Source organism: Rothia sp. P5764, from assembly GCF_048512965.1.
Lineage (GTDB): Bacteria > Actinomycetota > Actinomycetes > Actinomycetales > Micrococcaceae > Rothia.
On the sequence record NZ_JBLXXQ010000001.1, the window covers coordinates 45441 to 64747 of the forward strand.

Genomic DNA, 19307 nt, shown 5'->3' on the forward strand with positions numbered 1-19307 from the left:
TCTAGCGAAAGCGTGCAGTGGCGGGTCTCGCAGTTACGCGGAGCACCGCTATGAGAATTGCCAGCAGGGTCAGGACGACCGCCGCAATCAGCACCTCAAAGGCCAGTCCGTTCAGGTAGCTGGCAAAGGATTCAGCAATTAACTGTGAGAGTTTCTGGAAAAAGAGCACACCGGAGCTACTTGCGCCCTGCCCAAGGCCCGAGAGCCATGAGGCTCCGCCACCGATCAGGGCGGTTGCCCAGAGAAGTCCTGCACCCATGAAAGCCACGCAAGCCAGGTGAGCACATTTAGAACCGGGCCACAGCAGAAAGCCCAGCAGGGCGGAGCCAGCGCAACCGGCTAGAAGAATCGGCCAGAGGCCCGCGAACCCTATCAGGGTGTTAATACTTGTGTTAACCGGCCAGATACTCTCGCCGGTATCGAGCATAAGGGTTCGCCCGGGAAGGGCGCTGGTATCAAGTGAGATACCAGTTGTGGCTCGCAGGGAATCACTAGCTTTATCGTAGATAGCTGAAAAGTCGAGCATGGCGGGCCTGGTCTCCCCCGAAAAGTTATAGCGGTGGGAGTCACTCATAGCTTTCGCCCACAACTCCGGGTAGTCTTCCGAGGCAACGACGGTGCCTGTGGCCTGGTTAACCAGGGTATAGGTCTGGTCGTATAACCAGTTCTGGGCGCCCCCGTACCAGGTCTCACTGTTCCCGTCCCCCAGGTAGGTGCTGATGGTAGGTGAAGCCATGATGTCATCGGTGACCGCTGAGGCCAGGCTGTTCTGGAAGTCCTGGTCTGTCGCCAGTCCCTGGGCCATAGCCGTGAAGTTATCGGTATCGACGATGGCGCTCTGGGCCCAGTAGGCCGTAGCACCGGCTAGCCCACACAAGAGGGTGAATAGGGCTAGCAGACTACAGAAGAAGCGGCGAAAGATCCGATAAGGAGGTTTGGCCGGGTAGGGGTAGGCAGGTAGGGGCGCAGGATTTACAGGAACCGGGTAGGAAGAAGCAGGAACCGTCTGTGCCTGGGGCACACGCCCCTGCCCCTGCCCCTGCCCCTGCCCCTGCCCCTGGGGAAGCGTGTGCTGGTAAGCAGCTGCTGTGCCGTAGGCTACGGCTCTAACAGCGGAAGCAGATTGCCCCTGAGTTTCTTGGTAGATGACACGTTGGTTCTCGGCCTGGACCTGAGGGTTAGTCCAGTTGCCGTCACCGTGCTCATTAAAATCATGCCTACTTTGTGTGCCCATAGTCCTTGAATAGTAGCTTGTTTATCTAGCTTTTGGGGTGTTTTAACCTGTAGAAGCCCCTTCGATGCTATAAAAAGTACGACCGACCCTCGTTAAGAGGCTAAAAGTGTCAGCCCCCGGTGGTAGTAGTGGTATATGAATACTTTTGGCGAACCTACGCTCGCTGAACTCCAGCAGCAACAAGAGGAAGGGCGGGAGCCCCGGCAACATGCCCAACGGGCCGGCCAGACCACACCCGATAACCCTTGGCCACTTCATCTGCTCTCCCATAAGATGCACGAGTATATAGCCCGGTGTGTGCCAACCTGGGTCGAAGGCCAGGTAATTGAGCTCAACCACCGGGGCCGAGTCTCTTACCTGACCCTGCGCGATATTGACCAGGAAGTCTCAGTGTCGGTGACGGTCTGGGGTTCAGAGATGGCAAAAATCCAGGGGCAGGTAGAACGAGGTTCACGCATCGTCCTGCAACTTAAGCCAGATTTCTGGGTTAAAACCGGTCGGCTCTCCATGCAAGGTTCCAACATTAAGCCGGTGGGTGTGGGCTCCATGCTCGAACGTATTGAGCAGCTCCGTGCCAAGCTCCAGGCCCAGGGCCTGTTCGATGCCGGCCGCAAAAAACCGCTCCCGCTACTGCCCCACACCATCGGCTTGATTACCGGGCGCGATTCAGATGCCCTCAAAGATGTGATTCGTAATGCCAGTCTCCGCTGGCCTGCTGTTAACTTTGCGGTGCGGGAGGTAGCTGTTCAAGGTGTTCATGCGGTAGCCCAGGTAACAGCGGCCCTGGCTGAGCTTGATGCGGATCCCTCCATTGACCTGATTGTAATTGCACGCGGTGGTGGCTCCTTCGAGGATCTACTGCCCTTCTCAGAAGAAGCCATGGTTCGCGCCGTTGCGGCGGCCCGCACCCCTGTGGTCTCTGCTATCGGGCATGAGGCCGATTCACCTCTCCTTGATCATGTGGCCGATGTGCGCGCTTCAACACCCACCGACGCTGGTAAGCGTATCGTGCCCGATGTCGCCGATGAGCGTGAGTTCTTCCGGGCAGCCCGCTACCAGCTGATGCGCTCTCTTGAGCTGCTGATTCAGCGTGAGCGCATGGGGCTAACCCAGGTCCGTTCCCGCCCGGCCCTTGCCGCCCCAGCTTCAACCATGCTGGCGCGGGCTGAGGATATTGAGCGTCTCCGAGCCCGAGCATTAACAGCGGCCACCAACCGGCTGGTACGCGACCGTGAGCAGGTGAGCCAGCTCAGGGCACGGGTCACGGCGCTCTCCCCCCAGCAGACGCTTGAACGGGGCTATTCCCTGGTACAAACAGCGTCGGGAGCCCTAGTCCGCGACAGTAGCACCCTTGAAGAGGGGCAGGCTCTTAAAGTGCGTGTGGCACAGGGTAGCCTGAAGGCCACCGTGACCTCAGTTTCAGATAGTGCTCTCTAGCCCCATCTCTCCCCCGCCCTGTAGAACGACTTAGACCCAAACACTAATAGAAGGAATTATCGTGAGCGACAATATCGAATTTGCAACCGAGCTTAATGCCCGCCCCGTGGATGAGCTTTCCTACGAACAAGCCCGCGAAGAGCTCATGCAGGTCGTAACCCGCATGGAGTCCGGGGCTTCCACCCTCGAAGAATCCATTGCCCTCTGGGAGCGCGGCGAGGCCTTGGCAGCTCGTTGTGAGGCCTGGCTTGACGGTGCCCAGGCGCGCTTAGATGCCGCCAAGCAGGCCACTAGCTAGGCCGGGCCTCGCAAATCTGCAAGAACGCAGGCGCAGAGAAAATGGCATCACTTTCTCTGCGCCTGCGCGCCTCTATATGCCTATATGTCGGCCTTTACAACTAATTCTGTTTGTAGTCGCTCAGGAAGTTGCCCAGGCGTTCCAGCGCATCAGCCAGGGTGTGAACATCCGGGAGGAAGACCAGTCGGAAGTGGTCGGGTTGCCCCCAGTTAAAGGCCGTTCCGTGGCTGAGCAGAATCTTCTGCTCCCTGAGCAAATCAAGCATGAACTGCTCATCGCTGGTGATGTTGAACTTATCAATATCGAGCTTGGGGAAGAGGTAGAGCGCACCTTCAGCCTGCTTGACGCTCACGCCCTCCATCTGACTGAGCATCTGGTACGACAGGTCACGTTGCTCTTTAAGACGGCCACCGGGCAGAATCAAATCCTTGATGGACTGGTAGCCGCCCAGCGCTGTTTGTACGGCGTGCTGGGCAGGTACGTTAGCGCACAGACGCATGTTAGCCAGCAGGTTAATGCCCTCAATGAAGGGGGCGGCCGCGAGCTTGGGGCCGGAAATAGCGACCCAGCCGGCACGGTAACCGCAGACCCGGTAGGCCTTGGAAAGACCGGAGAAAGTCAGGGTCAGCACGTCATCATCGGCGATAGAAGCTACGTGCGTCATGGTGGCACCGTCGTAGAGAATCTTCTCGTAGATTTCATCAGCGAAAATGACCAACTCATGTTCCCGAGCAATCTCTACAATCTGCCTCAGAAGCTGAGGTGAGTAGACGGCGCCGGTCGGATTATTGGGGTTGATTACCACAATGCCGCGTGTCTTAGAAGTAATTTTGGACTTGATATCTTCTATATCCGGGAACCAGTTGTCTTCCTCCTTACAGAGGTAGTGCACCGGCTTGCCGCCAGCCAGCTGGGTAGCGGCAGTCCACAGAGGGTAGTCGGGACTGGGGACCAGAATCTCTTCCCCATCATCTAGCAAGGCCTGCAGTGTCATGGGGATAAGCTCAGAGACACCATTACCCAGGTAAACGTCGTCGGTGGTGATGTTCATGATGCCCTCGTTCTGGTAGTACTGCACAATGGCGGTACGGGCCGAGTAGAGGCCACGGGAATCCGAGTAGCCCTGGGTGTAGGGCAGGTGCTCGATGATATCCATCATGATGGTTTCAGGCGCTTCAAAACCGAAGGGCGCGGGGTTGCCGATATTTAGCTTAAGAATACGGTGACCGCGGGCCTCCATACGGTGGGCCTCTTCTAAGATAGGCCCACGAATGTCGTAGAGGACGTTTTGAAGTTTTTTTGTTTGCTTGAATGCCATGAGACTTAGATTACCCCCTGAGGGTGCTCAACCAGAAATGTGCGGCATCAGTTTCTGAGACGGCATTATCACCGCTGGTTAAGCTGTTGAGACGAATAAGTGAGTCGGTGTTGAGCTGAGCAGATACACCGTCGATGATGTCCCGGGCTTCTTGTGGTATTTCCCCCGCACGCACCAGCGGCACGATATTCTGGGCCAGCTGTGTCCTTTCCGGATCATCGAGCAGTGTCAGATTATTGGCCGATATATCGGCACTAGCCGAAAACATGTAGGCCAGGTCCGTCTGCCCCCTAATGAGCTGCTTGGCCTGTTCGGTCCGTTCATCGGTGGTACGGACTTGGTCGGGCATACAGCCATAATATTCTCGCAGTGAGTTTTCGCCGCTTGGGTTTGCGGTGTAGGTATCGGGGGCTACTAGGCTAAGCTGGGCGCATTTTTCGCCAAGGTCACTCATGCTACCTAAACCGTATTTTTGGGCGGTAGCGGCGGTTACCACGTAGCCGTAACGGTTTGTGGCGGCTGAGGGGTTGAGCAATTCAAGGGTGTCGGGGAGCGCAAGGTCAACGTAGCTGACGATATCGTTGCTGCTCAGACCCCGAACGTTAAGGTTTGTGGGGCTGGGGCTAGCTGTGGCTGAGGCTAGCCAAGCGGAGCTTGTTGCCGGTTGGCTAGACTGCTCAGTGGCCTGCACTCTTGACTGAGCCTGGGTGCGCTGATCATTGATGATGCTGGGGCTTGTCGAACCGTTGTCGGTCAGGTAGAGCAAGAGGTCACCTGAGAGGTCAGGGGTGATATGAACAGCGTCCCCGTCGGGGGATGTTGAGGTAGGTTGGGCAGTTGCTGAACTGTTCATATCGATGTGCATCTGCTCGAAAATAGCAGAACGATCCCTCCCGGTTTCCACAACCTCCGCGCTGTAACCAGCCTCTTGCAAAGCCACCTGATAGATGTAGGCTGCGTGCCTGGTTTCAGGTGTAAGTCCGGTTCCGATGCGGATGGTAGCGCTTGAAACTACTGCCGGGGAACTATGGGTTGTTCCTGCCCCAGAGGCTCCACATGAGGTAAAAGCTAAGGCTGCCACCGCCCCCAGCCCCATCACTTGCCAGCGCAAAGCTTTAATCGGCATAGTCACTTAGCGCCTTTCTTCTGGTAGACCCGGCTCAGAGCAAGGGCGTCAGGGTAGCCCATCATGCGGGCGGCTTCATCAACCAGGGAGTAATAGACATGGTTTTCCAATTCGGCTAAAGGAACCCACAGGGCAAGGTCAGTTGAGCCTCCAGTTTCTGAGCGCAGTTCCCCGCCTGTCCTATGAGCCCGGTAGATAGTACGAAGTGCACAAAAAGGTAGGTCACTTCCCTGGTTAGGGCCAAAGTAGCCGGCATGCACGCCCAGCAGACCATCAAGTTCCACTGTGTAACCTGTTTCTTCCAGCACCTCACGCCGGGCAGTATCTGCTGGCTGTTCGCCCGGTTCCATGCCTCCCCCAGGTAGGGTCAGGCCGGGTTTGAAGCCCGGAATGTGAGGAACCCACCGTGCTAGCAGAATCTGCTCGTCTTCAATAACTACTGCATAGGCGGCCGGGCGGGTTTCCATTTTCGGCAGAGGCATGCAAGGGTTTCCTTTACTATCGATTCTCTTCCACCAGTTTAGCGACCTGCGCCGGTGTCATTTGCCAGCCCCACCACCATATTCAGCTACCGCTCATCTACCTGGTTTGTCTTCAGCTTTACAGAAGAAAAGGTATTAGGCTCTTGGGTATGAGTTTTTCAGGGAATGTACTAGCAGAGAATTCTTCACTTGAGCAGGGAACCGCTGCAGCAGAAAGTATCATGGCGCGGATGACCAGCATAGATTTCTGGATGGGTGCACCGCTTCGCATCCTTCTGATTCTTACCATCGGGGGTATTTTGCACATACTCGTACGGGTGGTTATCAGGCATGTCGCTGATTCCATTGCACGCGGGACTCGAAGCCGAATCGTAGCCAGCGAAGATAAGAAAGGCTTGCTCGCTAAACGCTGGTCCTCAGATACGTCCCTGGCCTCCGCCCGGCAGGCCCAGCGCGCTCACACCGTAGGCTCCGTTCTCCGGTCAGTTTCAGCCATCATGATCTGGACCGTCACCATCGTCATGGTTATCGCTGAGCTCGGTTTCAATATTGCACCGGTTATCGCATCTGCCGGTGTTGTGGGTGTGGCGCTGTCCTTCGGCGCGCAGTCCCTAGTCAAGGACTTCCTTTCGGGCATCTTTATTGTGGCTGAAGATCAGCTAGGTATCGGTGACTGGGTTAATCTAGGCGATACAGAAGGGGAAGTTGAAGCTGTAGGCCTACGTACGACCCAGGTACGAGACGTCCAGGGCACCCTGTGGCATGTGCGCAACGGTGAAATCCTAAGAGTGGGCAACTCGTCCCAGGGCTGGGCACGAATCGTTATTGACCTGCCTATCCCCTACGAGGCAGATATCGACGAAATGGCTGATTTCCTGGTCAAATCCACCCAGGAGGCTATTGAACTACCCGGGATTAAGGGCAATGTGTCAGGCCAACCCCAGTATCTAGGTGTCCAGTCGGTGACCGGCGAATCCGTGATTCTACGTTTGACGGTGACTACTGTCCCGTCCGAGCAGTTTGCTGTGGGCCGTAAACTCCGCGCCGAACTCAAAAAGGCTATGGATAAGCAAGGAATTCGTATCCCGCTTGCTCAGCAGTCGGTAATTCACAGCCAAGTGCACGGTAATGGTTCTGTCGCTAGCGCTAGCACCACACCCCAAAAATTTACCGACGCTTCCGCCTTCGACAAGAAGTAAAGTCAGCGTCTAGCATAGGTGCACCCTACGGAGGACACCGGAGGGGTTAGCGCTTTTTGCCTCGGCTACCGCGCCCGCTCCCCTTGGGGGCGGGCTTAGCACCCTTTTGGGCCTGGAACTGCCGCAGGTTACCGCTCTTTTGCGCATTGCGTCTCTTACGGTCCTCGGCTTCACGCCGTTTATTGGCGGCCTGACGTTTACGCTTGGCTTCCTCTTTTTCACGGCCTTGCTTCTCTAAGGCGGTTTCGCGGGTGTCACTGCCCCTCTGAGAGGCGGCTGTTCTGCCCCTGGTAATACCCACAAAATCCTGAATCACAGCTTCCCGCTCTTCTGGGCGTGCCTGGCGCTTCCAGACCAGCAAGACCTGGTACTCTTCTAGTCCTTCAACAGGGCGGTAGGTGACGTCCTTGCGGTGGTAGAAGCGGGCAAGAGACATAGGCACCACCAGCAAGCCCAGACCAGCGGCGACCAGCTCTACGGCATCGGCCCGGTGCCTCATGGAAGGTAGCGGGCGGGATTCCTGCACGATACGAGTCTGCTCGGTGTGTTCCCAGCCCGCTATCTCCCTAGGATCTTGAAGTAGGAACTCCTCAGCCAGATCAGCCACCGGGATCGCCTCTAGGAGGGTGAACAGATGGTCTTTGGGCAGAACGACAACGGGCACTTCGCGGTAGAGCTCAATAGCGTGGTAGAGGTTCTTATCGCGCGCTGCAGGTTCATCCTCGGCTCGCACAAGCACCATATCGGCAAAGGCATCGAGGGCGGCAAGCCCTTTGCTCTCCCCAAGTGCCACATCGGTCAGCGGGGCCAGTGCCGAATAGCGATCGCGCCAACGGTTGAACCACTTACCCGGCATCACACCGGGCACAAAGCCCACGCACAGGCCTGGCACTTTACCAACCTGCTCATAGCGATCCGTGTGTCCATCTACTAACAAATCTGTATGGGCGAGGATAGCTTGGCTGAGTATCACGCTATTTACCTTTCGGCAGTTGGGGCATTGAACGCCGTGCACCGTGCCACCGGATGAGCAGCACAAGGATCAGGAATATAAGCACCAGTGAGAGGGCAACAGCCGGGTTTTCTAGCCAGAGCCAAATCACCGACATACCGACCGTTGCGTAAATTGTTCCCCAGAAGAAAGTGCCGACGAGCATGGCTGGTACCCATCGGGTAAGTGGCATGCGGGTAAAGCCAGTCGTGAGGATAACTGCGGTCTGAAAGCCAACCGTCACAAAACAGGCGGGAACTGCCAAGACACCCCAGCGGTTCACAAAAAACTGGGCTCTGCGGTAGAGGGGGTGGTCCATCAGGTAGCGAATTTTGTGGAAGCGACTGCTACCGGTCGAGGCCAGCCAGCCTAGGGAAAAGACGATGCTTGTTCGCACTATGCCTACCAGCCACATGAATCCTATTGCGGCGCTCCAGTGCAAGCCTTCTAGCCATTCCCTCATTCCCCCAGTCTAACGGCATGGCCTGGCAACAGCCTTCCAGAAGGTGAGAGCAAGCTCACAATTTATTGGCAAATAGAGCCCTGACATGGCCTAATAGTTTAAAATTTAGGCTATCCTATCTTTAAGAATAGGTAAATCTAAAAAAATTACAGGGACCCCCTAGCCATAGGCCACAGAATTAGGTTATATTTTTATTACCAAATAGCTCAGGGCCTTGTGGGAAGGCCTGCTAGGAGGTCAACAAGATAACTTTTCTTCCTGTGTGTGATGCAAGGCGGAGGTGCAACCAGCACCTCCGCCTTTCTCTTTGACCGCGCCAGGTTCTCCGCTTCAGAGGGCCTCTTCTAAAGGTCAATAGACCTAATCTTCTGCAGGACTGGGGGAACAGAGGAATGGATACTTTCCCGCAGCTTCTGGGCTACATGCTCACTACGCCCAGCAAGGCAACCCACAGTAAAGGGGCTTAGCCCCGCAGTGGAGGACTCATTCAAGCCCTTAAGCCAGTCAAGAAAAGTCAACTCATCGGTGAGCTTGCCCAGCTCAGCTTGAAGTAAGCGAGCGCTCTTGAGCAAGGTCTCCTGCCCCTCGCTCAAAGAGATGCCTGCATCGGCGCAGGCAGTCAGGCAGTAGCGGGTAGCTTTAGCCAGCTTACGCAGGTCATGAACACCATCATCGTAAGCGGTGGTGACCGCGAAGTCCCCTGCAGAGTCAGGCCAGGCTTTCACCGCTTTAAGTCCCTGCTTAACCATCTTCTTTTGTAAGCGCCGAGCGACCTTAGCACTGTACTTTTCACGCTGTGCAGGTAAATCTACAAACCTATCCAAATCTTTTTGCAGATCACGCAGAGACTGCTGGAGGTTCAACCTCTGGGACGAATTAAGGTAGGTCATAGCAGACACCAGGCCTTCCTGTGTCTGTTCCTGCTCCAGATGAGCAAGTTCAGCCAGGTCCTTATCACCTAGCAGCTGCGTCCGTGCAAGGCCTAACTGAGCCATAGGCAGGATAAGCTCGCCGTTCCGATGCTGTTCAAGCTCAGATGCATAGGTTTTAAGACCACCTAAAATCGTCTGAAGCTGCGCCTTAGCCTGCTCATCTTTGGCATAGGGAACCGCCATGAAAGCAAGCACGCTCCGTAGCTGACGGGCAATGACCCTCCCCTGGTGACTGGAATCAGGTAGTCCTGCCCGGACCAGCAAATCAGCCTGCCCCAGTTCAATGCTGTACCGGTTCACAATCTCTGCCAGCATGTCGGCCGAGGTAGCCGGATCCCGCCAAACGGCATCCGCAGAGGCAACCGGGGATAGCTCAACCCCTTGTTCGGGCAAGCCTTCCGACTGTTTGAGGTGAGCCTCTCGGCGGCGCTCAAATTCAGCGTCCTTTCCGAGCGCTCGCGTAATTTTGGCCGGAGAGGATGAAGGGCCTGCCCCTGCCGCTAGAAGTAGCTCCTCGACCGTGGAGAATACCTTGTGAGCAAGGTTGGCATCCGATTGCGCCGGCTCTAAAAGTTCTATTTCCCACTCCTGCCAGGCACGCTCAACTCCGGTGGCGTAGTCAAGGGCCTGGACACGGTCATCACAGATTTCCGCCAATGCCTGGCCATCTGAACTACGGATAACAGTCCTGCTCCTGTGGGTAGCTAAACCAACTCGCGGTTCAAGTGCACTGCCAGCGGTCAGCACCCGCACAAAACGTCGAATGTCTTCGGGCATATCTTCGGGGTTCTCAGCCAGGCTGAAAGATACCTCATGGCGGTCACCGGAAACATCAAATTTGATGTGCCAGCCCTCGTCATACCCGCCTAGCCTCCGGCGGAGGGCAAGGCTGTGGGCAGCGAGCTGACCTTGCGGCGTATCAAAGTAAGTTGCATAGAGCTCTTCTACAACAGGGGTATCAGCTATCCAGCTCTCAAACTGCCAGGCGATAACCGGAGCCTGCCCGCCTAGGTCTGCAAGCTCGTATTTACGTTCAACTTCTAGGTGGTGAGCAACCATAAGGAATCCTTCACTGTGGTGATCAGCGGTAGCGGCTAAACCGCCCCATGCAAAAACGCCTGCCCTAGGTTCAGGGCAGGCGCTTGATTCAGTTCTTTCGATGAGCTCTGCGGCTCACAGATTTGTCTAGGCCCGCCGACGCCTGAGGACATCGTCAAGATTGAGCGAAGCGGCCTCCGCAAGAGTCTTAGTCTGGCTCAGTTGCTCAGGCTCTGACTCATTCACGGTAGGTAGTTCCCTATGCGCTGTGGGTGCATCAAGATAGGTCGGGCGGGGAACCTCTGTAATCTGCCAGCTAGTATCGGGCAGAGCCTCGTCCATTCTCAGGCGAGGGGTGAGCTCGGTGTCCCTTTGAGCCGCAGGAGCCAGAGAGGGCCTCAGGGCGGTCGCAGGGGTCTGGGTACGTGCTTTGCGTAGTGCTTTAGCTGCGTGACTAACCGGCATCTGCTGACGAGCGCGGGCAGGGCGCTCAGGTGCAGGCCGCAGTTCAATGGATGAGGTTTCGGGGTGGGAAAGCGGGTTCACGCTACTTTCAGCGCCCTGTCTTCCCGAAGGACGATGGGCCTTGCGAGCTTTCTCAACGGTCAGGGCGGTACGGGCACGACGGCGGTCCCTGTCTCGAACTGCAAGTACACGCAAGAAGGTAAGAGAACCGGTAGCAACAAGCAGACAGAACAGGGGGAAGGCGAAAGATGCGCTTGCCCACAGGCTCATAAGACCTGTGACCAGTGCAAGGAAAAGGGCCAGGCAGGCTAGCGAGAAGATTGCCAGACGGCCCCAACGCGGTACGAAACCGGTCCAAGGGGATCCTTCTGATCTAGCGGTAAGGGTCTGCACAGATTCGAGTGAACGCTCTGGGCTAGTGGGCTCAGGGGCCTCTTCCATGACGTCAGCAGCGTATTTCTCGGCGCCAATCGTCGCAGTTCCCTGCGGTTTTGTGCGGCGGCTGACCAGATAGAGCCCCGCAAGTACACAAACAAGCAAGACAATGCCTGAGGTGCTTAGCAGCTCCATAGACAGCCCCCATCTCAATAGCAGAAAAGTATAAACGTAACTCACCTATTCTACCGCAGAGCACACCCGCTGACCCTGCTTTGCGGGGGCGGGTTCAGGTAAGAAAACAGGGTATCTACTTGACATCCAAGTAGATACCCTGCATGGCGCAGATCGTGCATCAAAATTAGCGCTCTAAATTGTCTTTAGAGCTCTGCAGCGAATTCTTTAATCCAGCTCCGTAGCTCGGGGCCAAGATCATCACGTTCGGAGGCCAGAATGACATTGGCTTTGAGGTAGGAGAGCTTGTCACCGGTGTCAAAGCGGCGGCCCTTGAAGACAAGGCCATAGACACCTTCGCCCTGGCCTGAGCCCTGTGCAAGAGTCTGTAGAGCGTCGGTGAGCTGAATTTCGTCACCACGGCCAGGGGCGGTATTTTCCAGCACCTCAAATACCTTGGGGGAAAGGACGTAACGACCAATCACAGCAAGGTTGGAGGGTGCCTCTTCAGCTGCGGGCTTCTCGACCAGGCCGGTTACCTTGACGAAGCCATCTTCACCTTCAACAGCTTCAACAGCGGCGCAACCGTAAGCAGAAATCTGTTCCTCGGGTACCTCCATCAGAGCGACGACGGAGCCACCGGTCTTCTGCTGAACGGCAACCATCTCTGAGAGCAGGTCTTCTTTCTCATCGATGAGATCGTCGCCCAGAAGGACAGCGAATGGTTCATTGCCCACATGCACCTTACCGCGCAGAACTGCGTGGCCAAGCCCCTTGGGGTCGCCCTGGCGGACATAGTGAATCTCACCCAGGTCGTTGGAATCTAGGACACTCTGAAGCAAGGCATCTTTACCCTGCTCTTCAAGCTGCTGTTCCAGAACAGGAACGCGGTCAAAATGATCTTCAAGGGCGCGCTTATTGCGGCCGGTAATCATCAAAACATCGTTCAGGCCAGCACGAATCGACTCTTCGACCACGTATTGAATTGCGGGGCGGTCAACAACAGGCAACATTTCCTTGGGGGTTGCCTTTGTTGCAGGAAGGAAGCGAGTGCCGAGACCTGCAGCGGGGATAACCGCCTTGGTCACGGGAAGTGATTTATTTTCTGTCATAATCATCAGAATACCTAAAAACACTGCATAACCTGCTTATATGCTAGATAAATTGTGCACCATTAATTGCGTCATTAGGCTCGAAAGATTATCAACATGTCTCCAGCTACCAGCCAGTACAAGACATTTGCACGCGCTTATCTGAGGCACCGGCGACGGGAAACTGGCCAGCTAAACCTTGTGAGCCAAGCCTTTACCGGTCACCTACGCAGTCTCTGGGAATCTTTGCCTGAAGGCTCGACCATAGCAGCTTTTCTGCCCCTACCCACTGAGCCACCTATCCTCGATGGCCTAGCCTACGCTCACCGCGCCGGGCACCGTGTTTTCGTCCCCGTTGTTCTCCCTCAAGGTCAGCTGGCCTGGGTTCTTTGGAGCCCGGTGGCACCCTTAGTGACCAATGCCTTAGGGATATCCGAGCCGCTAGGTCAGAGGCTGGGGGCAGAGGCTTTTCTTGAGGCTGATATCCGGCTAGTGCCGGCCCTAGCCTACGATATGCACGGCAACCGGCTAGGCCAGGGAGGCGGCTACTATGACCGGCTTCTCAAGCTACTGCCGGCCCAGGCAATGGATGCTTCAACACTCGGTCTTGTCTTCTCCCGCGAGATACTCGATGGGCTCCCCCACGCTGAGTGGGACGCAACCCTCAACTACGCGCTGACGGAGCAGGGACTACGGCAACTGGGTACTGGCAGCAAGAACAGAGTACAATAGCACCCGGTTATAACACTTACCTCACCGAAATGGAGCGACTGTGCCGGTTTACGTCTACCAGTGCAAGAATTGCGACCACCTATTTGAACAGCACCAGTCTTTTAGCGATCAAGCTCTCACCACCTGCCCGTCCTGCGGGCAGGACACCCTCCGCAAGAAATTTGGCCAGGTCGGTGTGGTCTTTAAAGGCTCAGGCTTCTACGCCAACGATAAAAGCAAGTAAAAAGGCCATAAACGGATGAAGGCTCCCCCACTATAGGGGTGAGGGAGCCTTCTTGTGTTTGTGCCTATTCGTAGTGCGGTGGGCGTTGCTCTTTGAGCCAGGTTGCTAGAGCGTCATTTTCAGGTGCTAGCTGACGTACAGGAGGCTCTAGACCTGCAAGGCGGGGTTCTTTCCCCCCGATGGGGGAGCCCCCCCTTGCGCGACGGTTGCCCCGTCTAGGCCGAGGAACCGGACTGAACCGAGTATTATCCTTGCTCTCTTCCGGAGCGCTCTCTGAGGCAGTCATGCGCTAGCTGTCTTTCCCCAGGCCCAGGTAGCTGTTGATTCGGCGGACAACAGCTTCGGGGTCAGAGAAGGCCTCAATGGTCCAGCAGGTCATATGATTCCAGCCAGTACGGGCTAAAAGCTCAGGAATCAGGCGGGACCGTTCACGCACGCTCAAAGCCGCATAGGCGTCAGAACCATCGGAGATAAGAGCCAAAGGCACCCGAGCAGGAATGACATGTTCCTGACCGCTCATCAGCTTACGTGTACGTGGGCTAGCCATCGCACCGGCAAGCAGTGAATCCTGATCACTGGTCATCACCAGCGACAGCAGCGGAACCGGCGACTGGTGCAAGGTCGTGGACTGAGGGTTCAACCGGCGCAAGAGATCATTGAGCAGCCAGTCCCCCATATCAATTGCTTCGAGGTGATCGTTAGTGAGGAACTCATTGACCGGCAACTGATCGGTAATCGGGCCAGCCATCTGCCGCTGAGCCTTGGCTTCCTGCTCTTTGCGGTAGGCAAGAAGTAGGCGGTAGACATCGAAGGCACCGTACTCGAGGCGTTGGGGGTCTAGGTCTTCCGGGCTTAGACAGGTGACAAAACGGGTGAGGTGACGAGCCCGGGTCATAGCTAGCACAAAGCTCTCACGACCGTACCGCTCAGATAGATGCCCAAAGTGGTGGGCCGCTCCCTGGGCAAGTTTTCCAGCCCCCAAAGCGAAGATAATGACGTCGCGTTCCATATCAACCGCGCGAGACACATCGACCACACGGAAGGACTCATCACCAGCAGCGAAGAAGGGTGTGAACTGCGGGTAGCGTACCAGCATCTGACGCACAGCCTCAGCGATACGCTGGGCATGGCGAGCTGTAGCGGTCACAACCGCCAGGGTCTGCCTGGGGGTACGGTAAGCGTGCTCAATCACCATCTCGGCGACTTTTTGCACCTCCGGGCTGGGCGAATCAAGGCTGGCGTTCTCAGAAACCTTGCCGGTGACGTTGACATACTCCACGGTTAGGGCCGGAGTGTCATCGGTGATCTCTTCGCCCCAGGGGTAGCTTGATAGCTCGCCCCGATAGAAGTGCTCGTTGAGATAAGCAAAGAGTGCCGAATCCACAGCACGGTTTACGGTAGAGAGGCTACGCCCCGGTAGTATCCGTGACAGCGCCTCAAAGGTGCTGACAATCTTCTGGTCACGGACAGGGGGTGCGTTCCGTGCAACAGCAGAGACCATAAAGGGTGCAGGGAAACCGCTGTGCGGGTCACCCAAGGCAATAACCTGTTCAGCGCGAATGAGAGCAGGCAGGTTTGCCGCGAGCGGAGTGGACTCAGCATCGAGGAGGATTACCGCATCAAAACGCATGCTGGTTGGTACCTTGCCCGATAGCGAGAAGGGGCTTGCAATCCATAAGGGTAGCAGCGTGGTTGCCATCTTAGGTGAGTGTGTCAGCACCTGTCCCAGGTTAAACTCGTGTGCCTTGAGCTGGCTCCGCAGGTAAGCCGTCTGTTGTTCTTCTTCCTGGATCCGACGTCGCCAGGTATCAGCTACAGCGGCGTGCAGGCGCGCGGGCCCCGATGAGACATGGGAGTAGTCAGCCCTGCGGAACCGGGTCTCGAGGGCACGTAGGGCATCACCGTTGAGAATCTCAAGCTCTTGCGAAGCCAGCATCATTTCCAAAGCAGTCTGCCACCAGGCCAACTCAAGTTCAGCTGGGACAGCCCCAGCATCAAGCTGGCGCTCATAAAAGTCGGCAAGCAGTTCCGAGAGCCCCATCTCGGACAGCTGGCGGTAGAGGCTTTCGCGTTCTGGCAAGGTCTGGAGCAACCACTGATCCTCCACCAGAGAATTTAGGCGATTCTCAAGTGCACTCAAACGGGTCTGAGCGAAACGGGTACCAGCCGGTGAATCCTCTAGCACGATAGCTAGACCGGTAAACTCATCGAGCAGGCGCATGTAATCAGCACGCAACTCAGCCAGGTTCCGGGGAATTAGAGGAAGGCGCTGGTCCTTAACCCAGGTAATCCATTCCTCCCGCTGGCCCTGAACAATGAAAAGGCTCTCGTGAAGGTCTAGAACAGACTCACCAGGGACAATATGTTCCTTAGCGGTCTTACGCAGGCGGGTACGCTGAATGCTTGACATCTCGATGCCGTGCTCGCGCCGCCAGGTGCTGCTGGCGGTTGCCGCAATTAAATCGGTGACCGGGCGGTCAAAAATATCTGCCCTGAAGTAGGTCAGCGTCTCCGAAATTCTCTCCAGTAAATCAAGTTGCAGGCCCCAGTCGTCCATGGTGGTGGCCTGTTCCATACCGGTCTCATCAGCCATCAGCCGCATCTTGGCCGAAACATTTGCCAGCGAGGCACTCAGACTCTTAACCAGGTTGTGAGCCGCAGCGGTATCTTCGGCGCTGGCCAGCTTAGCCTTATACCAGGCCGAGACACGGGTCGAGGGGCGAAAACCTCCCAGTTCCGCGTACCTCTGCAGGCGCTGAACGGTAGCGCTACGGGACACCAGAGCGTCCATAGTCTTGCGGGGTAGGCGCACACGGGTGGCGGGGGGCTCTTCCTGCGCGGTGAGAGCCGCTAGGGTCTGTAGGGCATCGTAAACTGAGCAACCCCAGCGCGACTCGGTAAAGCGCAATGACTCAGTGTGGCCGCGTAATTTATTGCGGGTTTCGACAAGCTCCCGGTGAATCTCGCTGACGTTTGGGGCGGGTGCTTTCTCATCGCGAATAATCGCCTGAATAAACTCCTGGCGGTACTCTTCTGGACTCCGCTCAACCAATAGTGTGAAGGCCAAATCAGTCATGTGAACCCGGTTGAGTACCCGGCTAAAATCTGCCAGGGTTGAGCGCTTCTCACCGACCACCAGAACAGACTTACCCTGGTGGATAAGGGCCGCCGCTATATTGACTGCGGTACCCAGCTGATCGGTGCCCGGTGCCGCTGTTACGGTCATGGAGTGGCCCTGGTGCGCTAAGTCAACGATTTCCTGAGCTCTGGCATCGGCGTCAAGCACCAGCATGTCGGTGTCGGGGTCACGGGTATCCAGTGAGGGCCGGTTGTTATAAATCGGTGCCACAAAAGGCTTCTCAAGCGGGTTGAGCTTGAGCTGGGCTATATCACGCACCAGATCGGTGTGGGCATCAGCCGGCAGTTCACCCGTGCTTTCTTTCAGGTCAGCAAATGTTGAGATGAAATAGTTGGACTGAATGGTCATGCCGGGGATATTCCCGGTAGTTGCCCTCATTCTCTCAATCACGGGCTCTGGGTCCAGCTTGCTCATGGAGTTTGCTAGCTGAGCAACGTCCATGGTGCCCAGGTTAATCCCGTACTCTTTTTTGATTTGACGTACCATAGCGGGGTTCAGCTGGGCGGGGCCGGTTATCTGAACCTCAAAGTCATCGCTGGTGGGGTGCGGGGTCAGGCTGAGCGGTGCCATCAGAATAGGGGCAATAAAACGTTTCTCCCCTATCATGCGGCCCTCACGAATGTCGTGGGAGAGCCAGGAGGCTGTACCCGCTACGAAGTAGCCGGCGTCTAGCCCGTGGCTGGTGGCCAGCTCAAAGATTTTAGTGCGTAAGGCCCGGGCGGCAACCATGCCGCTTTCTAGTCTTGCTTTATCGCGCAGAATGGTCGATAGGCGGGTCTTGCGCCCCATGAACATCTGAGCAACACCCGACGAATTTGCCTCAGTCAAATCAATATGCACATAGTCAACCTGATTGAAGTCAAGCATGGCATCGGGGCCGGTGTAGATTTCCATCTGCTCAGCCCAGGCCTCAAGGCCAGCCTGGATCTGGGCGGTGGTCTGGTCGTCAGTGACCGCAGGGGAGGAATCTGGGGCGTGCTCAGCTACGGTGCCAACGCCAGTATCCCCCCGGGTTGATTGGGGGGTAGGGGGCTGGGCATAGTCATGTCCCAAGGCTGGTTTGGGTGCAACCTGCTCGTTCACTGAAATACTCTGGCTTTCTGCACGTTTTTATGTCTCTACTATCATAGTTGCTCCTTCAAGCTACTACTGCAGTAAAGACTGGTTGCGGCTTATCTTTCCGCTGTACTCGAGAAAGTGTGACCATGACTTAATAAGACTTCACGCGGCAAGCTTTTCCTGATGAGAGCAGAATCCCCGGGATGGTTAGGAACCTATCTAGCCTGCAATATAGAGGTTAAAATTTGCGACCAAAACGAGCAAAGAGAGAAAGCCAATAAGTGCCATGCCGCCCAGGAGCACCCACTTCATGCGGGGGGCGAAGGGCTCGCCAGTGGCGTCCCAGAGGGAACGAGTATAAAAATAGCTCAACAAAAATCCGGGAATATTACCGACCAGTAATTGTTGCGCCAGGGCAAAAATGCCAAAAATACGCTCTGTGCTTTCGTTCTCGACCTCAGCACCCCTAAGCAGACCGGCCATAATAATTGAAATACAGCTGGTGATAAATGCTAGAGCAATAGCAGGTTGGTTGAGCATTTCTCTGATACTCACCTGCGCACTTTGGGACACTGCATACTGGTAGGAAAAGTAGATAAAGGGGCTAACGATCCAGTACCAGAACATAAAGGTTCGCAGTTTTTGGGTATTACGCAGGGCGTAGAAGATGGAATTCATGAATCTTTTTCTTTAAGGTCAAGGTACTGGATGTACTGGCGAACGATATAGTCCAAGAGCACGCTCAAGGTCACAAAAGAGTGGAAGGGCTCCGTATGGATGCTGGTCACGGTCGGGGTGCTCTCATAGTGAAGGGCGTGCTCAGCCACTGCCGAAATAGAGTTAACACCCAGAGCCGTGATAGCGATCATGGGCACCTTCCGCGAGGCCAATGCCCGAACTGTGGGTAGGGCACTCTCGGTTTCACCGGACAGGGAAGCAATAATCACCAGGTCTTCTGGTTTCATCACCCCGATGCTGCCCCTGAACTCACTCGAAGCAGGGATAACGTGTGTAAATTTTCCGCAGGTTAGCAACGATTTGGAGAACTCCTGAATCGCGGTCCGCTGGGCGAACCCGGTGCCGTAGCAGTAAATAGTTCGTGCGGTGTCAATCTTCTGCACAATAGGCGTGAAGTCGGTAGCCATCAACCCCTCATAGGTTGTGAGGATGTCGTTGCGCCCGCTTTCCAGAAAATCAATAGGAGGAGTCGTGGGCCCAGCTAGGGAGTTCTTGACAAAGAACTTTAGCTCGGCAAAACCCGAGAAACCCAGTTTCTTGGTCAACCTGATGATGCTGGAGGTTGAAGTGAAAGTCCTGTGCGCCAGGGCGCTAATAGTGGAATCGGCGACAAACTCTTCGTTGTTCAACATGAAAGCGAGTATCTCGCGTTCGGTGTCGCTCAAACGGCTTTGGTGCGCGTTGACAAGTTCTTGTAAATCCACCAAGGGCTCCTGAGTCTTTCACGGTCACTGCGTTGATTACAGTATAGGTGTTTTCTCAGAAGCCCTCGATGGGAAAAATAAATGGCTAG

General features: G+C 55.9%; 17 protein-coding genes. 5 read left to right on the plus strand and 12 right to left on the minus strand.

The annotated features are described in order from the left end of the window. Position 1: 1 nt before the first annotated feature. Positions 2–1234, minus strand: coding sequence for a hypothetical protein (locus tag ACN08Y_RS00220; protein ID WP_419111533.1), 1233 nt, complete (start codon positions 1232–1234; stop codon positions 2–4). Positions 1235–1369: 135 nt separating this feature from the next. Between ACN08Y_RS00220 and xseA the strand changes: the two genes are divergently transcribed. After that, the gene (gene xseA / locus ACN08Y_RS00225; RefSeq protein ID WP_419111534.1) at positions 1370–2671 is read left to right on the plus strand and encodes an exodeoxyribonuclease VII large subunit; all 1302 of its coding nucleotides are present in this window, start codon (positions 1370–1372) and stop codon (positions 2669–2671) included. 61 nt (positions 2672–2732) lie between these two features. Continuing rightward, on the plus strand, positions 2733–2969 hold the full coding sequence (locus ACN08Y_RS00230; protein WP_419099371.1) for an exodeoxyribonuclease VII small subunit: 237 nt from the start codon (positions 2733–2735) through the stop codon (positions 2967–2969). A 100-nt stretch (positions 2970–3069) separates the two neighbouring features. Here the strand turns inward: ACN08Y_RS00230 and ACN08Y_RS00235 are convergent, their stop codons facing one another. Genes ACN08Y_RS00235 through ACN08Y_RS00245 form a run of 3 tightly spaced genes read right to left on the minus strand, consistent with a single transcriptional unit; the run spans position 3070 to position 5895 of the window. After that, entirely contained in the window at positions 3070–4287 is a 1218-nt protein-coding gene (locus ACN08Y_RS00235; protein WP_419099370.1) for a pyridoxal phosphate-dependent aminotransferase, read from the minus strand. Between the two features lie 10 nt (positions 4288–4297). Further along, positions 4298–5413, minus strand: a complete 1116-nt coding sequence (locus ACN08Y_RS00240; RefSeq protein WP_419111855.1) for a glycine betaine ABC transporter substrate-binding protein — start codon at positions 5411–5413, stop codon at positions 4298–4300. A 2-nt stretch (positions 5414–5415) separates the two neighbouring features. Further along, positions 5416–5895, minus strand: coding sequence for an NUDIX hydrolase (locus tag ACN08Y_RS00245; RefSeq protein WP_419104909.1), 480 nt, complete (start codon positions 5893–5895; stop codon positions 5416–5418). Positions 5896–6044: 149 nt separating this feature from the next. Here ACN08Y_RS00245 and ACN08Y_RS00250 point away from each other — a divergent pair, with 149 nt between their 5' ends. Further along, positions 6045–7094 carry a mechanosensitive ion channel family protein gene (locus tag ACN08Y_RS00250; protein WP_419111535.1) on the plus strand — a complete coding sequence of 350 codons (1050 nt, stop codon included), beginning with the start codon at positions 6045–6047 and terminating at the stop codon, positions 7092–7094. A 46-nt stretch (positions 7095–7140) separates the two neighbouring features. Here ACN08Y_RS00250 and ACN08Y_RS00255 read toward each other — a convergent pair whose 3' ends face one another. The 5 genes from ACN08Y_RS00255 to galU form a co-directional block, all read right to left on the minus strand. Beyond that, a complete protein-coding gene (locus tag ACN08Y_RS00255; RefSeq protein WP_419111536.1) occupies positions 7141–8067 on the minus strand; it encodes a LysR substrate-binding domain-containing protein in 927 nt (308 codons plus the stop codon). A gap of 1 nt (position 8068) precedes the next feature. Beyond that, on the minus strand, positions 8069–8500 hold the full coding sequence (locus ACN08Y_RS00260; RefSeq protein ID WP_419099365.1) for a hypothetical protein: 432 nt from the start codon (positions 8498–8500) through the stop codon (positions 8069–8071). A 392-nt stretch (positions 8501–8892) separates the two neighbouring features. Then, positions 8893–10539, minus strand: coding sequence for a CHAD domain-containing protein (locus ACN08Y_RS00265; protein ID WP_419111537.1), 1647 nt, complete (start codon positions 10537–10539; stop codon positions 8893–8895). Positions 10540–10665: 126 nt separating this feature from the next. Beyond that, positions 10666–11553: a hypothetical protein gene (locus ACN08Y_RS00270; protein WP_419111538.1), complete on the minus strand. Its 888-nt coding sequence runs from the start codon at positions 11551–11553 to the stop codon at positions 10666–10668. 185 nt (positions 11554–11738) lie between these two features. Further along, on the minus strand, positions 11739–12647 hold the full coding sequence (gene galU, locus ACN08Y_RS00275; RefSeq protein ID WP_419111042.1) for a UTP--glucose-1-phosphate uridylyltransferase GalU: 909 nt from the start codon (positions 12645–12647) through the stop codon (positions 11739–11741). A gap of 93 nt (positions 12648–12740) precedes the next feature. Between galU and ACN08Y_RS00280 the strand changes: the two genes are divergently transcribed. Both ACN08Y_RS00280 and ACN08Y_RS00285 read left to right on the plus strand, forming a co-directional pair. Further along, on the plus strand, positions 12741–13355 hold the full coding sequence (locus tag ACN08Y_RS00280) for a 5-formyltetrahydrofolate cyclo-ligase (RefSeq protein WP_419099362.1): 615 nt from the start codon (positions 12741–12743) through the stop codon (positions 13353–13355). Positions 13356–13395: 40 nt separating this feature from the next. Next, entirely contained in the window at positions 13396–13578 is a 183-nt protein-coding gene (locus ACN08Y_RS00285) for an FmdB family zinc ribbon protein (RefSeq protein WP_419099361.1), read from the plus strand. Between the two features lie 289 nt (positions 13579–13867). Here the strand turns inward: ACN08Y_RS00285 and ACN08Y_RS00290 are convergent, their stop codons facing one another. The 3 genes from ACN08Y_RS00290 to ACN08Y_RS00300 all read right to left on the minus strand — a co-directional run bounded on the left by ACN08Y_RS00290 (position 13868) and on the right by ACN08Y_RS00300 (position 19218). Then, positions 13868–17800: a DNA helicase gene (locus tag ACN08Y_RS00290; protein ID WP_419111539.1), complete on the minus strand. Its 3933-nt coding sequence runs from the start codon at positions 17798–17800 to the stop codon at positions 13868–13870. Positions 17801–17995: 195 nt separating this feature from the next. Beyond that, positions 17996–18454: a cell shape determination protein CcmA gene (locus ACN08Y_RS00295; protein WP_419099359.1), complete on the minus strand. Its 459-nt coding sequence runs from the start codon at positions 18452–18454 to the stop codon at positions 17996–17998. After that, positions 18451–19218, minus strand: a complete 768-nt coding sequence (locus tag ACN08Y_RS00300; RefSeq protein ID WP_419099358.1) for a MurR/RpiR family transcriptional regulator — start codon at positions 19216–19218, stop codon at positions 18451–18453. Before ACN08Y_RS00300 ends, ACN08Y_RS00295 begins: the two co-directional genes overlap by 4 nt. Positions 19219–19307: the final 89 nt, after the last annotated feature.

Bases quoted from the DNA above. Each gene is read 5' to 3' on its own strand.
- ACN08Y_RS00280 (WP_419099362.1), top strand. From the start codon at position 12,741: ATGTCTCCAGCTACCAGCCAGTACAAGACATTTGCACGCGCTTATCTG.
- ACN08Y_RS00260 (WP_419099365.1), bottom strand. From the start codon at position 8,500: ATGTGGCTGGTAGGCATAGTGCGAACAAGCATCGTCTTTTCCCTAGGC.
- ACN08Y_RS00235 (WP_419099370.1), bottom strand. From the start codon at position 4,287: ATGGCATTCAAGCAAACAAAAAAACTTCAAAACGTCCTCTACGACATT.
- ACN08Y_RS00250 (WP_419111535.1), top strand. From the start codon at position 6,045: ATGAGTTTTTCAGGGAATGTACTAGCAGAGAATTCTTCACTTGAGCAG.
- ACN08Y_RS00240 (WP_419111855.1), bottom strand. From the start codon at position 5,413: ATGCCGATTAAAGCTTTGCGCTGGCAAGTGATGGGGCTGGGGGCGGTG.
- ACN08Y_RS00295 (WP_419099359.1), bottom strand. From the start codon at position 18,454: ATGAATTCCATCTTCTACGCCCTGCGTAATACCCAAAAACTGCGAACC.
- ACN08Y_RS00245 (WP_419104909.1), bottom strand. From the start codon at position 5,895: ATGCCTCTGCCGAAAATGGAAACCCGCCCGGCCGCCTATGCAGTAGTT.
- ACN08Y_RS00220 (WP_419111533.1), bottom strand. From the start codon at position 1,234: ATGGGCACACAAAGTAGGCATGATTTTAATGAGCACGGTGACGGCAAC.
- ACN08Y_RS00265 (WP_419111537.1), bottom strand. From the start codon at position 10,539: ATGGTTGCTCACCACCTAGAAGTTGAACGTAAATACGAGCTTGCAGAC.
- ACN08Y_RS00270 (WP_419111538.1), bottom strand. From the start codon at position 11,553: ATGGAGCTGCTAAGCACCTCAGGCATTGTCTTGCTTGTTTGTGTACTT.
- xseA (WP_419111534.1), top strand. From the start codon at position 1,370: ATGAATACTTTTGGCGAACCTACGCTCGCTGAACTCCAGCAGCAACAA.